Here is an 18747-nt window from a genome sequence, read left to right on the forward strand (position 1 = left end):
GCAAAAAAAGACCTCCCGAAGGAGGCCCTTTTCATCGCGCTACGTCAAGCAGCGCTACCGGATCAGCAGCTGTAGTACAGCTCGTATTCCAGTGGGTGTACGAAGGTGCGAACCTTGATTTCTTCTTCGCTTTTCAGGCCGATGTAAGCGTCGATGAAGTCGTCGCTGAACACGCCGCCTTTGGTCAGGAACGCACGGCCCTTGTCCAGCTCTTCCAGGGCTTCTTTCAGGCTGCCGCACACTTGTGGGATCTCTTTGGCCTCTTCAGGCGGCAGGTCGTACAAGTTTTTGTCGGCGGCGTCGCCTGGGTGGATCTTGTTCTGGATACCGTCCAGGCCGGCCATGACCAGGGCAGCGAAGGCCAGGTATGGGTTGGCTGCTGGGTCCGGGAAGCGGGCTTCGATACGGCGAGCACGCGGGCTGGACACGTAAGGGATACGGATCGAAGCGGAACGGTTGCGTGCCGAGTAGGCCAGCATCACTGGCGCTTCGAAACCTGGGACCAGACGCTTGTAGGAGTTGGTCGACGGGTTGGTGAAGCCGTTCAGGGCCTTACCGTGCTTGATGATACCGCCGATGAAGTACAGGGCAGTGTCGGACAGGCCGGCATAACCTTCGCCAGCGAAGGTGTTCTTGCCATCTTTGGCGATGGACAGGTGAACGTGCATACCCGAACCGTTATCGCCGTACAAAGGCTTAGGCATGAAGGTAGCGGTACGGCCGTAGGCAACGGCAGTGTTGTGTACGCAGTACTTCAGGGTCTGAACTTCGTCAGCCTTGGCCACCAGGGTGTTGAACTTCACACCGATTTCGTTCTGGCCGGCAGTCGCCACTTCGTGGTGGTGCACTTCGATGACCAGGCCCATGTCTTCCATCGCGTTGCACATGGAGGTACGGATTTCGTGGTCGTGGTCGAATGGCGGAACTGGGAAGTAGCCACCTTTGATACCTGGACGGTGGCCATGGTTGCCGCCTTCCACGTCCTGGTCGGACATCCACGAACCTTGTTCGGAGTAGATCTTGAACATGGAACCGGAGATGTCGGACTTGAACTTCACTTGGTCAAAGATGAAGAACTCTGGCTCCGGGCCTACGAATACGGTGTCACCGATACCGGTCGACTTCAGGTATTCCTCGGCACGCTTGGCGATCGCACGTGGGTCGCGGTCGTAGCCTTGCATGGTCGAAGGCTCGATCACGTCGCACACCAGGATCAGGGTGGCTTCTTCGGTGAACGGGTCGAGCACGGCAGTGCTGTCGTCCGGCATCAGGATCATGTCGGAGGCTTCGATGCCTTTCCAGCCAGCGATGGAGGAACCGTCGAACATTTTGCCTTCTTCGAAGAAAGCATCATCCAGCGCGTCGCGAGCCGGCATGGTCACGTGGTGCTGAGTGCCTTTGGTGTCCGTGAAGCGCAGATCAATCCATTTAACGTCATGATCTTTGATGAGTTGAACCGACTTCGACATAGTGTCCTCCGGGTGGCTTCGGGCTGGGGTAGTGGAGTTAGCCCTTAGAATGTGGGTGATGCCGGCGCGGATAGTCCGCCATGGCAACCTGCCTCACAAGAGAGCAAATTGCATGCCAGTGCGCCAACATGGGTTTTTTGCTCCAAAAACGCCCCTATAAAGGTGCATTGCGACAAAAGACCGAAAATGGCGCACCGCAATGTGGCGAAATCGCCTCAAGATGCACTGCTTTAGTGCGTTGCGAGTGTGGTGCATATTAACTGGTTAAACCTTGAGCGATTTCCGCTATAATCCGCGCCCCCCTTTTTCAGCAGGCCCGGCGCGCGCTGTTTCCATGAAATTAATCGTTAAAGTCTTCCCCGAGATCACCATTAAAAGCCGACCGGTACGGACGCGTTTCATCCGTCAGTTGGCCAAGAACATCCGTGCCGTGCTCCGCGATCTGGACCCGGCTGTGGTGGTGAACGGCGTGTGGGACAACCTCGAACTGGAAACCCGTGTCACCGACGCCAAAGCCTTGAAGGACATGACCGAGCGCCTGAGCTGCATGCCGGGCATCGCGCATTTCCTGCAGGTGGACGAGTACCCGCTGGGCGACTTCGACGACATCACCGAGAAGTGCAAGCAGCACTTTGGCAGTGAGATCGAGGGTAAGATTTTTTCGGTGCGTTGCAAGCGCGCCGGCAAGCACCCATTCAGCTCCATGGATGTGGAGAAATACGTCGGCAGCAAGCTGCGTCGCGAGTGCGGTGCCGCCGGAATTTCCTTGAAAGCGCCGCAAATTGAAGTGCGCATGGAAATTCGCGACCAACGGTTGTTTGTGATCCACAGCCAGCACAACAGCATCGGCGGCTACCCGCTGGGCGCCCTGGAACAGACCCTGGTATTGATGTCCGGCGGTTTCGATTCCACGGTGGCGGCCTACCAGATCATGCGCCGCGGCCTGATGAGCCACTTCTGCTTCTTTAATCTGGGCGGGCGTGCACACGAATTGGGCGTGATGGAAGTCGCGCACTTTATCTGGAAGAAGTACGGCAGCTCCCAGCGCGTGCTATTTGTGAGCGTGCCGTTCGAGGAAGTGCTGGGCGAAATTCTCGGAAAAGTCGATAACAGTCATATGGGCGTAGTATTGAAGCGTATGATGTTGCGCGCTGCGTCCCGCATTGCCGACCAGTTGCAGATCGACGCGCTGGTGACGGGCGAAGCGATTTCCCAGGTGTCCAGCCAAACGCTGCCCAACCTGTCGCTGATCGACTGCGTAACCGAAAAGCTGGTACTGCGCCCGCTGATCGCCAGCCACAAGCAGGACATCATCGATTTGGCAGAAGAAATCGGTACCGCCGACTTTGCCAAGCATATGCCTGAATACTGCGGGGTCATCTCGGTGAACCCCAAGACCCACGCCAAGCGCAACCGCGTGGAGTATGAAGAACAACAGTTTGATATGGCGGTTCTGGAGCGTGCGCTCCAGAACGCCAAGCTGGTCCCGATCGATCGTGTGATCGATGAACTGGGCCAGGATGTGCAGATCGAAGAAGTCAGCGAAGCCCTGGCCGGCCAGATCGTTGTCGACATCCGTCACCCGGATGCCGCTGAAGATGAGCCGCTGGAAATTCCTGGCATCGACGTACAAACGCTGCCGTTCTATGCATTGAACGCGCGTTTCAAGGAACTGGATGACAGCCGTCAGTACCTGCTGTATTGCGACAAAGGCGTGATGAGTCGCCTGCATGCCCACCATTTGCTCAGTGAGGGGCATGCCAATGTGCGCGTTTATCGACCGAGCTAAGAGCCCGGGGCTGTTTGCCTGTGGCCTGCGTCACCGGCCCCCCGACTCTGCCGTCAAGCTGTAACGGCAAGGCCTGACTCTACTGTTAATCGCTGCCACGACCTGTCAGCACACCGAATCCTCTGATCGAGATACACAAGTGATCGAAAATCTACGTAACATCGCCATCATTGCTCACGTTGACCATGGTAAAACCACCCTGGTAGACAAACTCCTGCGTCAATCCGGCACCCTGGAGCGCAACGAGCTCAACGACGAGCGCGTGATGGACTCCAACGACCAGGAAAAAGAGCGCGGTATTACCATCCTGGCTAAAAACACCGCTATCAACTGGAACGGCTACCACATCAACATCGTGGACACCCCGGGCCACGCCGACTTCGGCGGCGAAGTAGAACGCGTAATGTCGATGGTTGACTCCGTTCTGCTGCTGGTTGACGCTCAAGACGGCCCTATGCCGCAAACCCGTTTCGTGACCAAGAAGGCTTTCGAAGCCGGCCTGCGTCCGATCGTGTGCATCAACAAGGTTGACCGTCCAGGCGCGCGTCCGGACTGGGTTCTGGACCAGATCTTCGACCTGTTCGACAACCTGGGTGCCACCGAAGAACAGCTGGACTTCAAAGTCGTCTACGCCTCGGCCCTGAACGGCATTGCCGGTCTGGAACACACCGACATGGCTGAAGACATGACCCCGCTGTACCAGTCGATCGTCGACAACGTACCGGCGCCTAAAGTTGACCGTGATGGTCCGTTCCAGATGCAAATCTCGGCACTGGACTACAACAGCTTCCTGGGTGTTATCGGCGTTGGCCGTATCGCTCGTGGTAGCGTCAAGCCGAACACCCCGGTTGTTGCTATCGGCGCCGACGGCAAGAAGCGTAACGGTCGTATCCTGAAGCTGATGGGTCACCACGGTCTGCACCGTATCGACGTTGAAGAAGCTTTCGCTGGCGACATCGTCTGCGTGAGCGGCATGGACTCCCTGTTCATCTCCGACACCCTGTGCCAGCCGGACAACGTTGAGGCGATGAAGCCTCTGACCGTTGACGAGCCAACCGTTTCCATGACCTTCCAGGTAAACGACTCGCCTTTCTGCGGTAAAGAAGGCAAGTTCGTGACTTCCCGTAACATCAAGGAACGTCTGGACAAAGAGCTGCTGTACAACGTTGCACTGCGCGTTGAAGAAGGCGACTCGGCTGACAAGTTCAAGGTTTCCGGCCGTGGTGAGCTGCACCTCTCGGTACTGATCGAAACCATGCGTCGCGAAGGCTTCGAAATGGGCGTTGGTCGTCCAGAAGTGATCATCCGTCAGGTTGACGGCGTGAAGCAGGAACCGTTCGAAAACGTCACCATCGACACCCCGGAAGAATCCCAGGGCAAGGTGATGGAAGAGATGGGTCTGCGTAAAGGCGACCTGACCAACATGGTGCCGGATGGCAAAGGCCGTGTGCGTCTGGAATACAACATCCCTGCTCGTGGTCTGATCGGTTTCCGTAACCAGTTCCTGACCCTGACCAACGGTGCTGGCATCCTGACCTCGATCTTCGATCGCTACGACACCATGAAGTCCGGCGACATGTCCGGCCGTCAGAACGGTGTTCTGGTATCGGTAGAAACCGGCAAGGCACTGACCTACTCCCTGGAAACCCTCCAGGCGCGTGGCAAGCTGTTCGTTGAGCACGGTCAAGAGATCTACAACGGTCAGATCGTTGGTCTGAACAGCCGTGACAACGACATGGGCGTCAACCCAACCAAAGGCAAGAAGCTCGACAACATGCGTGCTTCGGGCAAAGACGAAACCATCGCTCTGGTTCCACCTGTTCGCTTCACCCTGGAACAGGCCCTGGAATTCATCCAGGACGACGAGCTGTGCGAAGTCACGCCTAAGTCGATCCGCCTGCGTAAGAAGATCCTGGACGAAGGCGAGCGTACCCGCGCTGCCAAGAAAGCCAAGAACTGATTTAACTCAGGCTGAATGAAAAACGCCCCCGGTCGAAAGGCCGGGGGCGTTTTTTTATGTCTGCAGTTTTTGGGGTGGCTGTACTGGCCTCATCGGGAGCAAGCCCCCGATGAGGCCCTTCAAAACACTACAAAATTTGGATCAGAACTTATCGAGAGTACGGAAGTTGGTCTCGCGCACCACTTCCTTGGGTTTGTACGCGCAATACCCCGGCCGCGGCCCAATCTTCGGGTGATTGCGGCAGGTATCCGGGCGCTTGTCATAAATAGTGCAGAAGCGCGTCTTACGATCCAGGTACAGGCAGTCGTTGTTGCTCATGCGCTGCAGGGTAAAAATCTCGGATTTGTTGTTGTAGCGCTCGACGATGCCTTCTTTCTGCAACCGCTTGGCGATGTTCTTCGGCGGGTCGCCGCGCTCGAACTCATCGACGATGCCAATGCGGATCAGGTCCTTGATCTTCACTTCGACCGGCAGCGTGCAGCAGCTGGACACGCAGCCACCGCACATGTGGGCGGAATATTTCTGCCAGGTCTCGAGACGGTCAAGTTCCGCGGCGGCGATCAGTTGAGGCTTCATCAGGGTTCCAAAAGGTGGGGCGGTATCCGGGCGCGCGATCATACCGGGATTGGTGATTTTTTGAACAATATTTTGCGGTTTTCGGCCCGAAGGTGCGCTTTGTTCAAAAGCAGGCACGGCCAATGCATCAAAACCCGCTAAAGGTAAATGCGTTAAAAAAGTGCCGAACCAGAGCGTCTACCGTCTGTCAGACCGTCTAGGCTCTAGCAACTCCTTCTATCTCGCCCGAGGTCGCAATTGATGTCTCAGGAACCACTTGCACGAGAAGCAGAGGTAGCCGCATTTCGCGATGCCGTCTTGACCAAACTCACCTACGCGGTGGGCAAGGACCCGGATCACGCTTTCGACCACGACTGGTTCGAAGCCATTGCCCTGGCCGCGCGCGACCAGATGGTCGATCACTGGATGGACCACACGCGGCGCATCTACCGCAAAGGCCAGAAGCGGGTGTATTACCTCTCCCTGGAGTTCCTCATCGGCCGCTTGCTCTACGACAGCCTGAGCAACCTCGGTGTGTTGGAGATTGCCCGCGAAGCGCTCAGCGAGCTGGGCGTCGACCTTGAACGCATCCGCCTGCTGGAGCCCGATGCGGCGCTCGGTAACGGTGGCCTGGGCCGTCTGGCCGCGTGCTTTATGGAAAGCATGTCGACCCTGGGCATTGCCGGCCACGGTTATGGCATTCGTTACGAGCACGGCTTGTTCCGCCAGGCGATTGTCGATGGCTGGCAGCAGGAGCAGACCGAACGCTGGCTGGATTTCGGCAACCCGTGGGAGTTCGAGCGTGCTGAGGTGATCTATCCGATCGGCTTTGGCGGCAGCGTCGAAACCCTGCCGGACGCCGCCGGCAAGCTGATCCAGGTGTGGACGCCCAACGAAACGGTACGCGCCGTTGCCTACGACACGCCGGTGGTCGGTTGGCGCGGTGCCAGCGTCAACACCCTGCGCCTGTGGCGTGCGCGCGCCGTGGAAGACCTGCACCTGGAGCGCTTCAACGCCGGTGACCACCTGGGCGCCGTCGCCGAAGTGGCCCGTGCCGAAAGCATCTCACGGGTGCTTTACCCGGCCGACAGCACCGAAGCAGGGCAGGAACTGCGTCTGCGCCAGGAATACTTCTTCGTCTCCGCTTCCCTGCAAGACCTGCTGCGCCGGCACAAGAACATGCACGGCTCGGTACTGAGCCTGGGCGAACACGCCGCCATCCAGCTCAACGACACCCACCCGTCCATCGCCGTGGCCGAGTTGATGCGCCAACTGGTGGACTTGCACGATATCGCCTGGGATGCGGCCTGGCAGGTCACGGTCGAAACCCTGTCCTACACCAACCACACCTTGCTACCCGAAGCATTGGAAACCTGGCCGGTAGGCCTGATGGAACGCATGCTGCCCCGGCACATGCAGATCATCTACCTGATCAACGCCCAGCACATCGACTCGCTGCGCGCCAAAGGCATCCACGATTTTGATGTGCTGCGCGCCGTGTCGCTGATCGAAGAAGACAACGGTCGTCGCGTGCGCATGGGTAACCTGGCGTTCCTGGGTTCCCACAGCGTCAACGGTGTGTCCGGCTTGCACACCCAACTGATGCGCAGCACGGTGTTCTCCGAACTGCACAAGCTCTACCCGGAACGCATCAACAACAAAACCAACGGCATCACCTTCCGCCGCTGGCTGTACCAGGCCAACCCCAAGCTTACCCAGATGCTGGTGGATGCCCTGGGCCCGGACATCCTCGACACTATGGAAACCCGCCTGGGCGAGTTGGAAACCTTCGCCGAGAAACAGACCTTCCGCAAAGCCTTCGCCGACCAGCGCCTGCACAGTAAGCGTGCACTGGCCGAAATCATCCACGAGCGCCTGGGCATTTCGGTGAACCCGGCGGCGATGTTCGACGTGCAGGTCAAGCGTATCCACGAATACAAGCGCCAACTGCTCAACCTGCTGCACACCGTGGCGCTGTACCAGGCGATCCGCGCCGAGCCGGGCACCGACTGGGTACCACGGGTGAAGATCTTCTCGGGCAAGGCCGCGGCCAGCTACCACCAGGCCAAGTTGATCATCAAACTGACCAACGACATCGCCCGCACCGTCAACAACGACCCGACCGTGCGCGGTTTGCTCAAGGTGGTGTTCCTGCCCAACTACAACGTCAGCCTGGCCGAAAGCATCATTCCGGCGGCGGATTTGTCGGAACAAATCTCCACGGCCGGCTTTGAAGCGTCGGGCACCAGCAACATGAAGTTCGGCCTCAACGGTGCGCTGACCATCGGCACGATGGACGGCGCCAACGTGGAAATGCACGAGCGCGTGGGCGCCGACCACATGTTTATCTTCGGCCTCAGCGCGCAGCAGGTGGAGGCGCGCAAACATGCGGGCGAGTTCAATGCCGGGCCGGATATCGCCGCGTCCCATCGCCTCAACGATGTGTTGCAGGCGATTCGTGGCGGGGTGTTCTCGCCGGATGATCCAGGCCGGTATGTGGGCTTGATCGATGGGCTGATCGACTACGACCGCTTCCTGGTGTGTGCCGACTTCGATTCCTACTGGGACGCCCAGGCGCGGGTCGAAGCGCATTGGCATGACTCCAAGGCGTGGTGGCGTTCGGCGGTGCTCAATACGGCGCGGATGGGCTGGTTCTCTTCGGACCGGACGATCCGCGAGTACGCTACGGAAATCTGGAAAGCCCTGGACTAAACACTGCGATAGCAAATGTGGGAGGGGCGGTGCGACAGCGTGTCAGTTTGCAGATATGTCGACTGGGAATCGTCGCACCGCCCCTCCCACATTAGTTGCGCGTCGATATACTGAGCGCCGGTTTGCTTAGGGAATATCGACCATGCAATGGATTTTCATGCTGATTGGCCTGGTGCTCGGCTGGACGCTCGATGAGTCGTTCTACGAGGCGGGCATCGGTGCGCTGTTGGGGTTGGGCATTGGCCAGGCGATTCGCCTGTCGAAGCTGGCGACCCAGGCGCAGCAGCAGGCTGCTCAGTTGGAAACCACGCAGAAGGCGCTGATCGCCCTGGGTGAGCGCTTGCGGCAACTGGAAGTGCCCACGCCGATGAGCCCTGTCATCGTCGAAACGCCTGTCCCTGAGCCGACACCTGTCGCCAAGGCGCCAGAGCTGGTGTGGGAACTGCCGGCTGAATTGGCGCCTGTCGCGATGGTCGCCGAACCGAGCCAGCCACTGCCGGACGATGTCTGGGCGCCCGCCCCGACGCCACGTCCACCTCAAGAACCTGCTGCGCCCCGTGGCCCCAACCTGATCGAACGCGCCATCAGCGGCGCACGCAATTGGCTGTTTGGTGGCAACACCGTGCTGCGTGTCGGCGTGGTGCTGTTGTTCCTCGGCCTGGCGTTCCTGTTGCGCTACGCCACCGAAGGCATGGTGGTGCCGATCGAACTGCGTTATGCCGCAGTAGCCGCTGCAGCTCTGGGCCTGCTCGGCCTGGGTTGGTGGCTGCGGCTGCGCAACAGCAACTACGGGTTGATGCTGCAAGGCACCGGGATCGCGGTGCTGTACCTGACGGTGTTTGCCGCGATGCGCCTGCATCCGCTGATCGATCCCGGTGCGGCGCTTGGCCTGCTGGTGGCGGTCACGGTGTTCTCGGCGATCCTGGCGATTACCCAGGATGCCTTGGGCCTGGCCTGCGCAGCGGCGCTGGGCGGCTTTGCGGCGCCGATCCTGACATCCACCGGCGCGGGCAACCATGTGGCGCTGTTCAGTTATTTCGCCCTGCTCAATGCCGGCATCCTCGCGATCGCCTGGTTCAAGGCCTGGCGCTTGCTCAACCTGATCGGGTTTGTCGGCACCTTCGGCATCGGCTTCGCCTGGGGCCTGCGTTCCTACACGCCGGAGTTGCTGTGGAGCACTGAGCCGTTCCTGATCCTGTTCTTCCTGATGTACCTGGCCATCGGCCTGTTGTTCGCCCGTCGTAAATTGCTGGAAATGGGCGACGCGCCCGAAGGCCGCGATGCGCTGCTGCGCTGGTCGGCGGCCAAGGGTGATTACGTGGACGGCAGCCTGCTGTTCGGCCCGCCGCTGGTGGGCTTTGGCTTGCAGTTCGCCTTGGTACAGCATCTGGAGTTCGCTGCGGCCTTCAGCGCGCTGGGCCTGGGCATTATCTACATGGGCCTGGCACGGTTGCTCAGTGGCGGGCGTGCCTTGTTGCTGACCGAAACGTGCCTGGCCCTGGGGGTGATCTTTGCCAGCCTGGCGATTCCACTGGGCCTCGATGCCCGTTGGACGGCTGCGGCGTGGGCGGTGGAAGGCGCCGGGATCTTCTGGCTCGGCTTGCGCCAGCAGCGGCCGTTGGCGCGGGCGTTCGGCTTGTTGCTGCAATTGGGGTCGGCGCTGGCCTTCCTCAGCGAACTGCGCATTGGCGAGTACAGCCTGCTCGACGGTGCACCGCTGGGTGCGCTGTTGCTCGGCGCCGCATTGCTGTTCAGCTTCGCGCAACTGCGCAAGGCGTCGGCAGAGCAGGCGGCGGATTGGGAGCGCAAAGGGCTGCCCGTGCTGGCGTGCCTGGGCTTGAGCTTTTTGTACCTGTTGGCGCCGTTGCTGTTGCTGACCCAAGGCACGGCGATCAGTTGGGCCATCGCGGGTCTGGCGACCCTGTTTATCGGCCTGCGCATCGGCTCGCGCACCTTCCTGTTCACGGCGTTCGCGGTGCAATTGCTGGGTGGCGCGTTGTTCCTGCTGCGCTTGCAGGGCGGGGAGGGCGCGGCGGTATTCAGTGCGGGCTGGACTGGCTTGCTCACGGCCTCACTGATCGGCCTGGCCCTGATTGGCGGCATGTTGCTGGCGGCACGCGATGACATGGTGCGCAACGATGTGCGGCTGTTGCGTGGGTTGTCGGTGGTGCTGCTGGCCGGTCTGGTGCTGATCAATCTCGCGGTGCTGTTTGTGCTGCCGTGGGAAAGCGCCAGCGGCGTATGGGCGGCCAGTGGTTTGCTGATCATCTGGCTTAGCCTGTACCTGCAGCAACGTGTGAGTTTTGTGTTTGGGTTGCTGCTGCAACTGATCGGCGGTGGTTCATTCCTGCTGGCAGTGCCAGACCTGCTCGGGCCACTCACCGCTGAGGGGCTGCGCCCCTTGGCCCATAGCGGTTTCTGGACGCCGATGGTGCTCGGGCTGGCCGCCATGGTCGGGGCCTGGCGCTTGCAGCGTGAGCCCCATGCGCCGGTGTTTGCCGTACTGAAGCTGCAACGCTTGTCCGACCTGTTGCTGGTGTGGGGTGCGGCGTGGTGGACATTGGCGCTGGGTGGCGAAGTATTGCGCTTTATTGCGCAAGAGTTACTGGGGTCTTTCCTGCTCGGGCTTGCTGCGTTCAGCGTGGCGATCTGGGCGCTGCTCGCGGCGCGACTGCGCTGGGCTTCGCTGGGTGTGCTGTGCACCTTGCTGATGCCGGCGGCGGGCGTGGCATTGCTGGTGTCTGCCCACACCTACTATCACCCGGCGGCACAGTACGGCTGGCTGGCCTGGTTGGCGGTATTCGTGGTGCATTTTATCTCGCTGCGCCGCCTGGCGCCGGTGGTTCCGGCCAGGATGCTGAGTATTGCCCATGTCCTCGGCTGTTGGATGCTGATCGGCGTGCTGGCGCTGGAATTGCGTTATGGCCTGTTGCGTCTGTCGGCTGAATACAACGCCTGGCGTTGGCTGGGCTGGGCGATCCTGCCGAGCCTGTACCTGGTGCTGGCCGCTGCGCCGCGCACCTGGCCGTGGCCGGTATCGGCGTACCCAAGGGAATACCGAGTGTTGGCTGCGCTGCCATTGGCCGTGTTGATGCTCGGCTGGTTCTGGCTGGCGAACACCTTCAGCGATGGCACCGCCAATCCGTTGCCTTACGTGCCACTGCTCAACCCGCTGGACCTGGGCCTGCTGTTCGCGCTGCTGGGTATTTACCTGTGGTCGCGAAGCGTGGCGCCGCAACGCGGGCCGCGTGCCGAACTGGCCGCCCAAGGGGTCGCGGGTCTCTCGCTGTTTGCGTTCTTCACGGCGCTGGTGATGCGCACCGCCCACCATTGGGGCGGCGTGCCGTTCCAGCTGGATGCGCTGCTTGAGTCGATGTTGGTGCAAGCCGGCCTGTCGATTGTGTGGACCCTGATCGCCCTCGGCCTGATGATCGGCGGCCACCTGCGCCATCGTCGCGAAGTGTGGCTGATCGGCGCGACGCTGATTGCGGTGGTGGTGGCCAAGCTGTTCTTTGTCGAACTGAGCAACCGTGGCGGCCTGGCGCGGATCGTGTCGTTCATTGGCGTGGGCGGGCTGTTGCTGGTGGTGGGCTACTTTGCGCCGCTGCCGCCCAAGCGTGCCGAGCCTGTTGTGGAAACTGAAGGAGCATCCTCTTGATCGGAAAGTCGAGCGTGGTCGTGTTGGGCATGTGTGCGGTGTTGTCGGCATGGGCCCAGGAAGGGCCGGCAGATTTCGCCACCCGGGTGCCGCTGAGCGTCAGCGGCAACGGCCCTTGGTATCGCCTTGAATTGCCCTTGGCGGTGCAACTCAATGCGCGCCAGGCCGATCTGAGCGACGTGCGCGTGTTCAACGCTGCCGGTGAGCCCCAGGCGTATGCGCTGTCGCGTCAATCCTCCCAGCGCACAGAAAGCCGCAACGTTACCGATGTGAAGTGGTTCCCGCTGTACGCCGCCGACACCCAGGAAACACTGCCCGGTGTGGTGATGAAAACCACCGCCGAAGGCACCTTGGTGGAAATCAAACCCACCGCCGCCGCCAAGCCCGGCAAACAGGTGCTGCGCGGCTGGGTGCTGGACGCCAGCGCGATCAAGGCGCCGTTGCAGCAACTGAGCCTGGACTGGAGCCGTGAGCAAGAGGGCTTCCAGCGTTTCAGCATTGAAGCCAGCGATGACTTGCAGCGTTGGGCGCCGTGGGGCGAAGGGCAAGTGGCGCGCTTGTCGTTTGCCGACGAACGCGTCGAACAACATGACGTCAGCCTGCCAGGGCGCTCGGCGCGTTACCTGCGCCTGGTGTGGAAGGGGCAGGCGGCGCCGCTGTTGACCTCGGCCAAGGTGCTGAGCGCCATCCACAGCAGCCTGCCGATGCCATTGGTATGGTCTGAACCGTTGGCGGGCACGCGCCTAAAGGCGGGGGAGTACAGATGGCAGTTGCCGACGGGGCTGAGTGTCGAGCGCTTGCGCATCGAGTTGAAGCAGCCCAACACGCTGGCACCGGTGACGTTGTCCGGGCGCAGCGATGCCAAACAGGCGTGGCAGCCATTGAGCAATGGCTTGCTGTACCGCCTGACGCAAAACGGCCAGGACGTGGCGCAGGATGAGTTGCAGTTGCCGGGCCAGGTCGTGGCCGAACTCCAGTTGCAGGTGGATGAGCGCGGTGGCGGCCTGGGTGTCGACGCGCCCGCGCTGCGCTTTGCGGTGCGCGCCACCCAGTTGGTGTTCCTGGCGCGGGGTGAACCGCCGTTTAGCCTGGCGTTGGGGAATGCCTCGGTGAAGGCGGCGAATTTGCCGCTGTCGACCTTGATCCCTGACTACAGCGCCGAGCGCCTCAACACGTTGGGGCAAGCCAAGGTCGCCGGGGAAATTGCGGTCGCGTCGCAGGCGGCGGTCGCGCCTGTCGACGACGGGCCCAACTGGAAAAAACTCGGACTCTGGGCCGTGTTACTGCTCGGCGTGGCGGCACTGGGCGCGATGGCCTACAGTCTGCTGCGCAAGCCGCCGGTGGCACGTTAAATAAAGTCCATGAACTCTATTGGGTTTAAATCCTCTGATAGGAGGAAATACGCCCCGACTCGCGTTAAACTGCGCGGGTTTTCAAGCCCCCCATTCTCCGGAGCCTTACATGTCCCGCGTTACCTTGAGTCGCTATTTGATTGAGCAGACCCGCAGCAACAACACGCCTGCCGATCTGCGCTTCCTTATCGAAGTGGTTGCGCGTGCTTGCAAGGAAATCAGCCATGCCGTGTCCAAAGGCGCACTGGGTGGTGTCCTGGGCAGCATGGGCACTGAAAACGTGCAGGGCGAAGTGCAGAAGAAGCTCGACGTGATCTCCAACGAGATCCTGCTCGAAGCCAACGAGTGGGGCGGTCACCTGGCCGGCATGGCGTCCGAAGAAATGGACAATGCCTACCAGATCCCGGGTAAGTACCCTAAAGGCGCGTACCTGCTGGTGTTCGACCCACTGGACGGCTCGTCCAACATCGACATCAACGCCCCGGTCGGCACCATCTTCTCTGTGCTGCGCTGCCCGAACGAATACCTGAGCCAGAACGAAGCCCTGAACGAAAAGGCCTTCCTGCAGCCAGGCACCGAGCAGGTCGCTGCCGGTTATGCGATCTACGGCCCACAGACCATGCTGGTGCTGACCCTGGGCGACGGCGTCAAAGGCTTCACCCTGGACCGCGAAATGGGCAGCTTTGTACTGACCCACGAAGACATCACCATTCCTGCATCGACCCAGGAATTTGCGATCAACATGTCCAACCAGCGTCACTGGGAAGAGCCGGTGACCCGTTACGTTGGCGAGCTGATGGCCGGTGAAGAAGGCCCGCTGAAGAAAAACTTCAACATGCGCTGGGTTGCCGCGATGGTTGCTGACGTGCATCGCATCCTGACCCGTGGTGGCTTGTTCATGTACCCACGTGACAGCCGCGAGCCGTCCAAGCCGGGCAAACTGCGCTTGATGTACGAAGCCAACCCGATGTCGTTTTTGGTTGAGCAAGCGGGCGGTGCGTCCACCGACGGCCACCAGCGCATCCTCGACATCCAGCCGGAAGGCCTGCACCAACGCGTAGCGGTATTCCTGGGTTCGAAGGAAGAAGTTGAGCGCGTCACGGCCTATCACAAGAAGTAAGCTGCGGCGATAAGTGATCGGCGTTGTTGTGAGCCGGATCACCCTTCAAGAAGCCCCGAAACGTTTCAGCGTTTACGGGGCTTTTTTGTTTTTGCTCGTCGGGAACCAGACACCTGTTTTCCCTTCTAAGCTTCTGGCAGATACCAACGCTGCTTTGTCCCTCCAGGAGTTATTCCATGTCGTTACGCCGTCTCGCTTTGCTGGCTTTTTGCGTGCTGTTGGCCGCTTGCAGCAAGGTCAACCAAGAAAATTACGCGAAGTTGTCGGCCGGCATGGCTAAGGCCGAAGTGGAATCGTTGTTGGGTAAGCCGACCGATTGTTCCGGCGCACTGGGCATGTCCAGTTGCACCTGGGGCGATAAAACCAGCTTTATCAGCGTTCAATATGCCGGTGACAAAGTTCTCATGTTTTCCGGGCAAGGCCTGAAGTAAACCGGGGCGAGAGCCTGCGGGAGAAGAAGAATGATGCGTTTTGTTGTGTTCCTTTGCGCCAGCCTGTTTTTGGCGGGCTGTGCCAGCCATGCTGGCGATGATCTGCAACCCAAGACCGCCGGCAGCGTCAACCTCAAGCGTTACCAGGGCACCTGGTATGAGTTGGCCCGATTGCCGATGTACTTCCAGCGCAACTGCGCGCAGTCCGAAGCCCGCTACACCTTGCTGCCGGATGGCGACATGTCGGTGTTCAACCGCTGCCTGACCACCGAATGGAAGTGGGAAGAAGCCAAGGGCACCGCCACGCCGCAAGTGCCTGGCAAGACTGACAAGCTCTGGGTCGAGTTCAATAACTGGTTCACGTCACTGCTACCGGGCGTCGCCAAGGGCGATTACTGGGTGCTGTACGTCAGCGATGACTACAAGACCGCCATCGTCGGCAGCCCGAGCCGGCGCTATATGTGGATCCTGTCGCGCACGCCGACGGTCAGCGCTGACACCCGCGAAGACCTGCTGAGCAGGGCGCGACAGCAGGGGTATGACACCACGCGGTTGATCTACCGCACGTCGGACAAGCAGATGGCCAAGACTTCGCAGTAACCCAGGATCACCACTGTTAGAAATGTGGGAGGGGGCAAGTCGAATCGTCGCACCGCCCCTCCCACATTTTTTTAACCGAGTAGATCCCTTAAGACCTGCGTAAACGCACGGCTGCTGTCTTCCTCGCCGGCATGCCGCCCATCGCGCACTACCCACTTGCCGTTGACCAGCACATCGCGCACCTGCCTATCCCCCCCAGCAAACAACCAGCGGTTCAGAATCGCGTCTTCAGTCGCTGTCGCCAAGTACGGGTCGTTACCGTCCAGCACAATCCAATCCGCACGCTTGCCCGCTTCCAGCCGACCAATCGGCTGCCCCAGCGCCTGGGCGCCACCGTCCAGCGCAGCATCGAACAGCGTGCGGCCAACCATCGGCTGATCACTGCGATACAGGCGATTGCGCCGTTGATCGCGCAGACGCTGGCCGTATTCCAGCCAGCGCAGTTCTTCCACCACGCTCAACGACACATGGCTGTCGGAACCGATGCCCATGCGCCCGCCCTGGGCGAGGAAATCGACGGCTGGGAAAATCCCGTCGCCCAGGTTGGCTTCGGTGGTCAGGCACAAGCCGGCAATCGCCCGGCTCTTGGCCATGCGCGTCACCTCATCGGGATCGGCATGGGTGGCGTGTACCAGGCACCAGCGTTCATCCACGTCGACGTTGTCATACAGCCATTGCAGCGGCCGCTTGCCGCTCCAGGCCAGGCAGTCGTCGACTTCTTTTTGCTGCTCGGCGATGTGGATATGGACCGGGCAGGCTTTGTCGCTGGCGGCCAATACTTGATTGATTTGTTGCGGCGTCACGGCGCGCAGTGAGTGGAAACACAGGCCCAGTTGCTGCGCCGGTTGCGCCGCCAGGATCGGTTTAAGGTCTGCTTGCAGCTTCAGGTAGTGCTCGGTGCTGTTGATAAACCGCCGCTGGCCTTCATTCGGCGCCTGGCCACCGAAGCCTGAGTGGGTGTAAAGCACCGGCAACAGCGTGAGGCCGATTCCGCTGCTGGCCGCCGCAAGGCTGATCTGCCGCGACAGCTGCGTGGGGTCTGCATACGGCAGGCCGCTGACGTCGTGATGCACGTAGTGGAATTCGGCCACTGAGGTGTAACCAGCCTTGAGCATCTCGATGTACAGCTGTCGGGCGATGACCTGTAGTTGCTCCGGGCTGATCTTGCCAACCATGCGGTACATCAGCTCGCGCCAGGTCCAGAAACTGTCATTCGGGTTGCCGGCCACTTCGGCCAAACCGGCCATGGCGCGTTGGAACGCATGGGAGTGCAGGTTCGGCATACCCGCCAAAACCGGGCCTTTGAGCCGTTCGGCGCCCTCTGCACTGGCATTGGCCGTCACCTGTGTCAGCAGGCCATCGGCGCTGACTTCAAGACGTACATCGTTGGCCCATCCATTAGGCAGCAGTGCGCGTTCGGCAAAAAAAGCGGACATGTTCGGAGCACTCCGGTCGTGTGTTTATTTGTATATACATATACAGACGTTTGCCTGCTCGGTAAACTCCGGCAATCTATGCATCTTTTCCCCCTGCAAGGATTCCCTGTGCCGACTCCGCCCGCCAAGTCTTCGCTGGCTGCCCACATGGACGAAAGTCCGGCGCCCTTGTATGCCCGCGTCAAACAAATGATCAGCCAGCAGATCCTCAACGGCAACTGGCCGCCCCATTACCGCGTGCCGTCGGAGAGTGAGCTGGTCAGCCAACTGGGCTTCAGCCGCATGACTATCAACCGTGCCTTGCGCGAGCTCACCGCCGAAGGTTTGCTGGTGCGCATGCAGGGCGTCGGCACCTTCGTCGCCGAGCCCAAGAGCCAGTCGGCGCTGTTTGAAGTGCACAACATTGCCGATGAAATCGCCTCGCGCGGCCATCGACACACCTGCCAGGTTATCCACCTGGGCGAAGAGGCCGCCGGTTCCGAGCGTGCCGTCGCCCTGGAAATGCGCGAAGGCGGGCGGGTGTTCCACTCGCTGATCGTGCACTTCGAGAACGACATTCCCGTGCAAATCGAAGACCGTTTCGTCAACGCGTTGGTTGCGCCGGAATACTTGCAGCAGGATTTCACCCAACAAACGCCCTATGCCTACCTCAACCAGGTCGCGCCGCTGACCGAGGGTGAGCACGTGGTTGAAGCGATTCTCGCCGACGCTGCCGAGTGCAAGCTGCTGCAGATCGAGCCTAACGAGCCGTGCCTGTTGATTCGCCGCCGTACTTGGTCGGGGCGCCAGCCGGTGACTGCTGCGCGGTTGATCCACCCCGGTTCCCGCCACAGCCTCGAAGGACGGTTCAGCAAATGAGTGCAGTCACCGTCTGGCGCGCCGCCGATTACGTACGCATGCCGTGGAAAAACGGCGGTGGCAGCACCGAAGAAATCACCCGTGACGCAGGCACCGGCCTGGATGGCTTTGGCTGGCGGCTGTCGATTGCCGATATCGCCGAATCGGGTGGCTTCTCTACCTTCGCCGGCTACCAGCGCGTGATCACTGTGATCCAGGGCGCGGGCATGGTGTTGACGGTGGACGGTGAAGAGCAGCGCGGCCTGTTACCGCTGCAGGCCTTCGCGTTCAAGGGTGACAGCCAGGTATCGTGCCGATTGATCACAGGGCCTATTCGCGATTTCAACCTGATTTACTCGCCCCAGCGTTACCACGCACGGTTGCAATGGGTGGATGGCGCGCAGCGTTTTTTCAGCTCGGCGCAGACGGTGCTGGTGTTCAGTGTGGCGGATGAGGTGAAGGTGTTGGGCGAGAAGCTCGGGCATCATGATTGTCTGCAGGTGGACGGTAACACTGGGCTTTTGGATATCTCGGTCAGTGGCCGCAGTTGCATCATTGAACTGACTCAGCGCGGTTAAAAAGTGTGGGAGGGGGCTTGCCCCCTCCCACATTTGTTTCTCGCTGTTGTTGCGATCTGTTTCCAACCCCCGCACCAATTTGTTACCGAATGCCCCAGCGTGGCGCAAAACCATGCTCTCGTGACAAACCGGCCTCGCTGCCAAAGCCCCCTGTAAGAAATTTCATCAAGCCCCCAAGCCTTAATTTCCGAGGCTTCCACGCGCGTTCAAAAAAAATCTCAACCCCTCTCCCGTCAAGTTGGCCGCTCGA

General features: G+C 60.5%; 13 protein-coding genes. 10 read left to right on the plus strand and 3 right to left on the minus strand.

The window, feature by feature from the left end; translation table 11 throughout:
• Positions 1-62: 62 nt before the first annotated feature.
• Entirely contained in the window at positions 63-1469 is a 1407-nt protein-coding gene (gene glnA, locus PspS35_RS01640) for a type I glutamate--ammonia ligase (RefSeq protein WP_032890148.1), read from the minus strand.
• A 334-nt stretch (positions 1470-1803) separates the two neighbouring features.
• On the opposite strand from glnA, the gene thiI reads away from it, so the two are divergent.
• Together thiI and typA are read left to right on the plus strand one after the other, a co-directional pair.
• The gene (gene thiI / locus PspS35_RS01645) at positions 1804-3258 is read left to right on the plus strand and encodes a tRNA uracil 4-sulfurtransferase ThiI (RefSeq protein ID WP_159932498.1); all 1455 of its coding nucleotides are present in this window, start codon (positions 1804-1806) and stop codon (positions 3256-3258) included.
• 139 nt (positions 3259-3397) lie between these two features.
• A complete protein-coding gene (typA, locus tag PspS35_RS01650) occupies positions 3398-5218 on the plus strand; it encodes a translational GTPase TypA (RefSeq protein ID WP_032890153.1) in 1821 nt (606 codons plus the stop codon).
• 141 nt (positions 5219-5359) lie between these two features.
• On the opposite strand, the gene PspS35_RS01655 is transcribed toward typA, so the two are convergent.
• Entirely contained in the window at positions 5360-5794 is a 435-nt protein-coding gene (locus PspS35_RS01655) for a YkgJ family cysteine cluster protein (protein ID WP_159932499.1), read from the minus strand.
• Between the two features lie 240 nt (positions 5795-6034).
• On the opposite strand from PspS35_RS01655, the gene PspS35_RS01660 reads away from it, so the two are divergent.
• From PspS35_RS01660 to PspS35_RS01685, 6 genes are all read left to right on the plus strand, one after another.
• Entirely contained in the window at positions 6035-8485 is a 2451-nt protein-coding gene (locus tag PspS35_RS01660) for a glycogen/starch/alpha-glucan phosphorylase (protein WP_159932500.1), read from the plus strand.
• 142 nt (positions 8486-8627) lie between these two features.
• Positions 8628-12143, plus strand: a complete 3516-nt coding sequence (locus tag PspS35_RS01665; RefSeq protein ID WP_159932501.1) for a DUF2339 domain-containing protein — start codon at positions 8628-8630, stop codon at positions 12141-12143.
• Positions 12143-13495, plus strand: a complete 1353-nt coding sequence (locus PspS35_RS01670; RefSeq protein WP_159937963.1) for a DUF3999 domain-containing protein — start codon at positions 12143-12145, stop codon at positions 13493-13495. Before PspS35_RS01665 ends, PspS35_RS01670 begins: the two co-directional genes overlap by 1 nt.
• A gap of 109 nt (positions 13496-13604) precedes the next feature.
• Positions 13605-14615: a class 1 fructose-bisphosphatase gene (locus PspS35_RS01675; RefSeq protein ID WP_003237460.1), complete on the plus strand. Its 1011-nt coding sequence runs from the start codon at positions 13605-13607 to the stop codon at positions 14613-14615.
• 176 nt (positions 14616-14791) lie between these two features.
• Positions 14792-15046 (plus strand): hypothetical protein, encoded by a 255-nt coding sequence (locus PspS35_RS01680; RefSeq protein WP_122305425.1) that lies wholly within the window; start codon positions 14792-14794, stop codon positions 15044-15046.
• Between the two features lie 30 nt (positions 15047-15076).
• Complete coding sequence (locus PspS35_RS01685) at positions 15077-15646, plus strand: lipocalin family protein (protein ID WP_159932502.1); 570 nt, start codon at positions 15077-15079, stop codon at positions 15644-15646.
• Positions 15647-15717: 71 nt separating this feature from the next.
• Here PspS35_RS01685 and PspS35_RS01690 read toward each other — a convergent pair whose 3' ends face one another.
• A complete protein-coding gene (locus tag PspS35_RS01690) occupies positions 15718-17082 on the minus strand; it encodes a formimidoylglutamate deiminase (protein ID WP_159932503.1) in 1365 nt (454 codons plus the stop codon).
• Between the two features lie 78 nt (positions 17083-17160).
• Between PspS35_RS01690 and hutC the strand changes: the two genes are divergently transcribed.
• Both hutC and PspS35_RS01700 read left to right on the plus strand, forming a co-directional pair.
• Positions 17161-17940 (plus strand): histidine utilization repressor, encoded by a 780-nt coding sequence (hutC, locus tag PspS35_RS01695; protein WP_174244775.1) that lies wholly within the window; start codon positions 17161-17163, stop codon positions 17938-17940.
• A complete protein-coding gene (locus tag PspS35_RS01700) occupies positions 17937-18497 on the plus strand; it encodes a HutD family protein (RefSeq protein ID WP_159932504.1) in 561 nt (186 codons plus the stop codon). The genes hutC and PspS35_RS01700 overlap by 4 nt, the downstream gene beginning before the upstream one ends.
• Positions 18498-18747: the final 250 nt, after the last annotated feature.

The organism is Pseudomonas sp. S35, assembly GCF_009866765.1.
Taxonomy (GTDB): Bacteria; Pseudomonadota; Gammaproteobacteria; order Pseudomonadales; family Pseudomonadaceae; genus Aquipseudomonas.

What these genes read in the sequence shown, in the direction of transcription:
- glnA (WP_032890148.1), bottom strand. Translation starts at nt 1,469, where the DNA reads ATGTCGAAGTCGGTTCAACTCATCAAAGATCATGACGTTAAATGGATT.
- thiI (WP_159932498.1), top strand. Translation starts at nt 1,804, where the DNA reads ATGAAATTAATCGTTAAAGTCTTCCCCGAGATCACCATTAAAAGCCGA.
- PspS35_RS01655 (WP_159932499.1), bottom strand. Translation starts at nt 5,794, where the DNA reads ATGAAGCCTCAACTGATCGCCGCCGCGGAACTTGACCGTCTCGAGACC.
- PspS35_RS01660 (WP_159932500.1), top strand. Translation starts at nt 6,035, where the DNA reads ATGTCTCAGGAACCACTTGCACGAGAAGCAGAGGTAGCCGCATTTCGC.
- PspS35_RS01665 (WP_159932501.1), top strand. Translation starts at nt 8,628, where the DNA reads ATGCAATGGATTTTCATGCTGATTGGCCTGGTGCTCGGCTGGACGCTC.
- PspS35_RS01675 (WP_003237460.1), top strand. Translation starts at nt 13,605, where the DNA reads ATGTCCCGCGTTACCTTGAGTCGCTATTTGATTGAGCAGACCCGCAGC.
- PspS35_RS01680 (WP_122305425.1), top strand. Translation starts at nt 14,792, where the DNA reads ATGTCGTTACGCCGTCTCGCTTTGCTGGCTTTTTGCGTGCTGTTGGCC.
- PspS35_RS01685 (WP_159932502.1), top strand. Translation starts at nt 15,077, where the DNA reads ATGATGCGTTTTGTTGTGTTCCTTTGCGCCAGCCTGTTTTTGGCGGGC.
- PspS35_RS01690 (WP_159932503.1), bottom strand. Translation starts at nt 17,082, where the DNA reads ATGTCCGCTTTTTTTGCCGAACGCGCACTGCTGCCTAATGGATGGGCC.
- hutC (WP_174244775.1), top strand. Translation starts at nt 17,161, where the DNA reads ATGCATCTTTTCCCCCTGCAAGGATTCCCTGTGCCGACTCCGCCCGCC.
- PspS35_RS01700 (WP_159932504.1), top strand. Translation starts at nt 17,937, where the DNA reads ATGAGTGCAGTCACCGTCTGGCGCGCCGCCGATTACGTACGCATGCCG.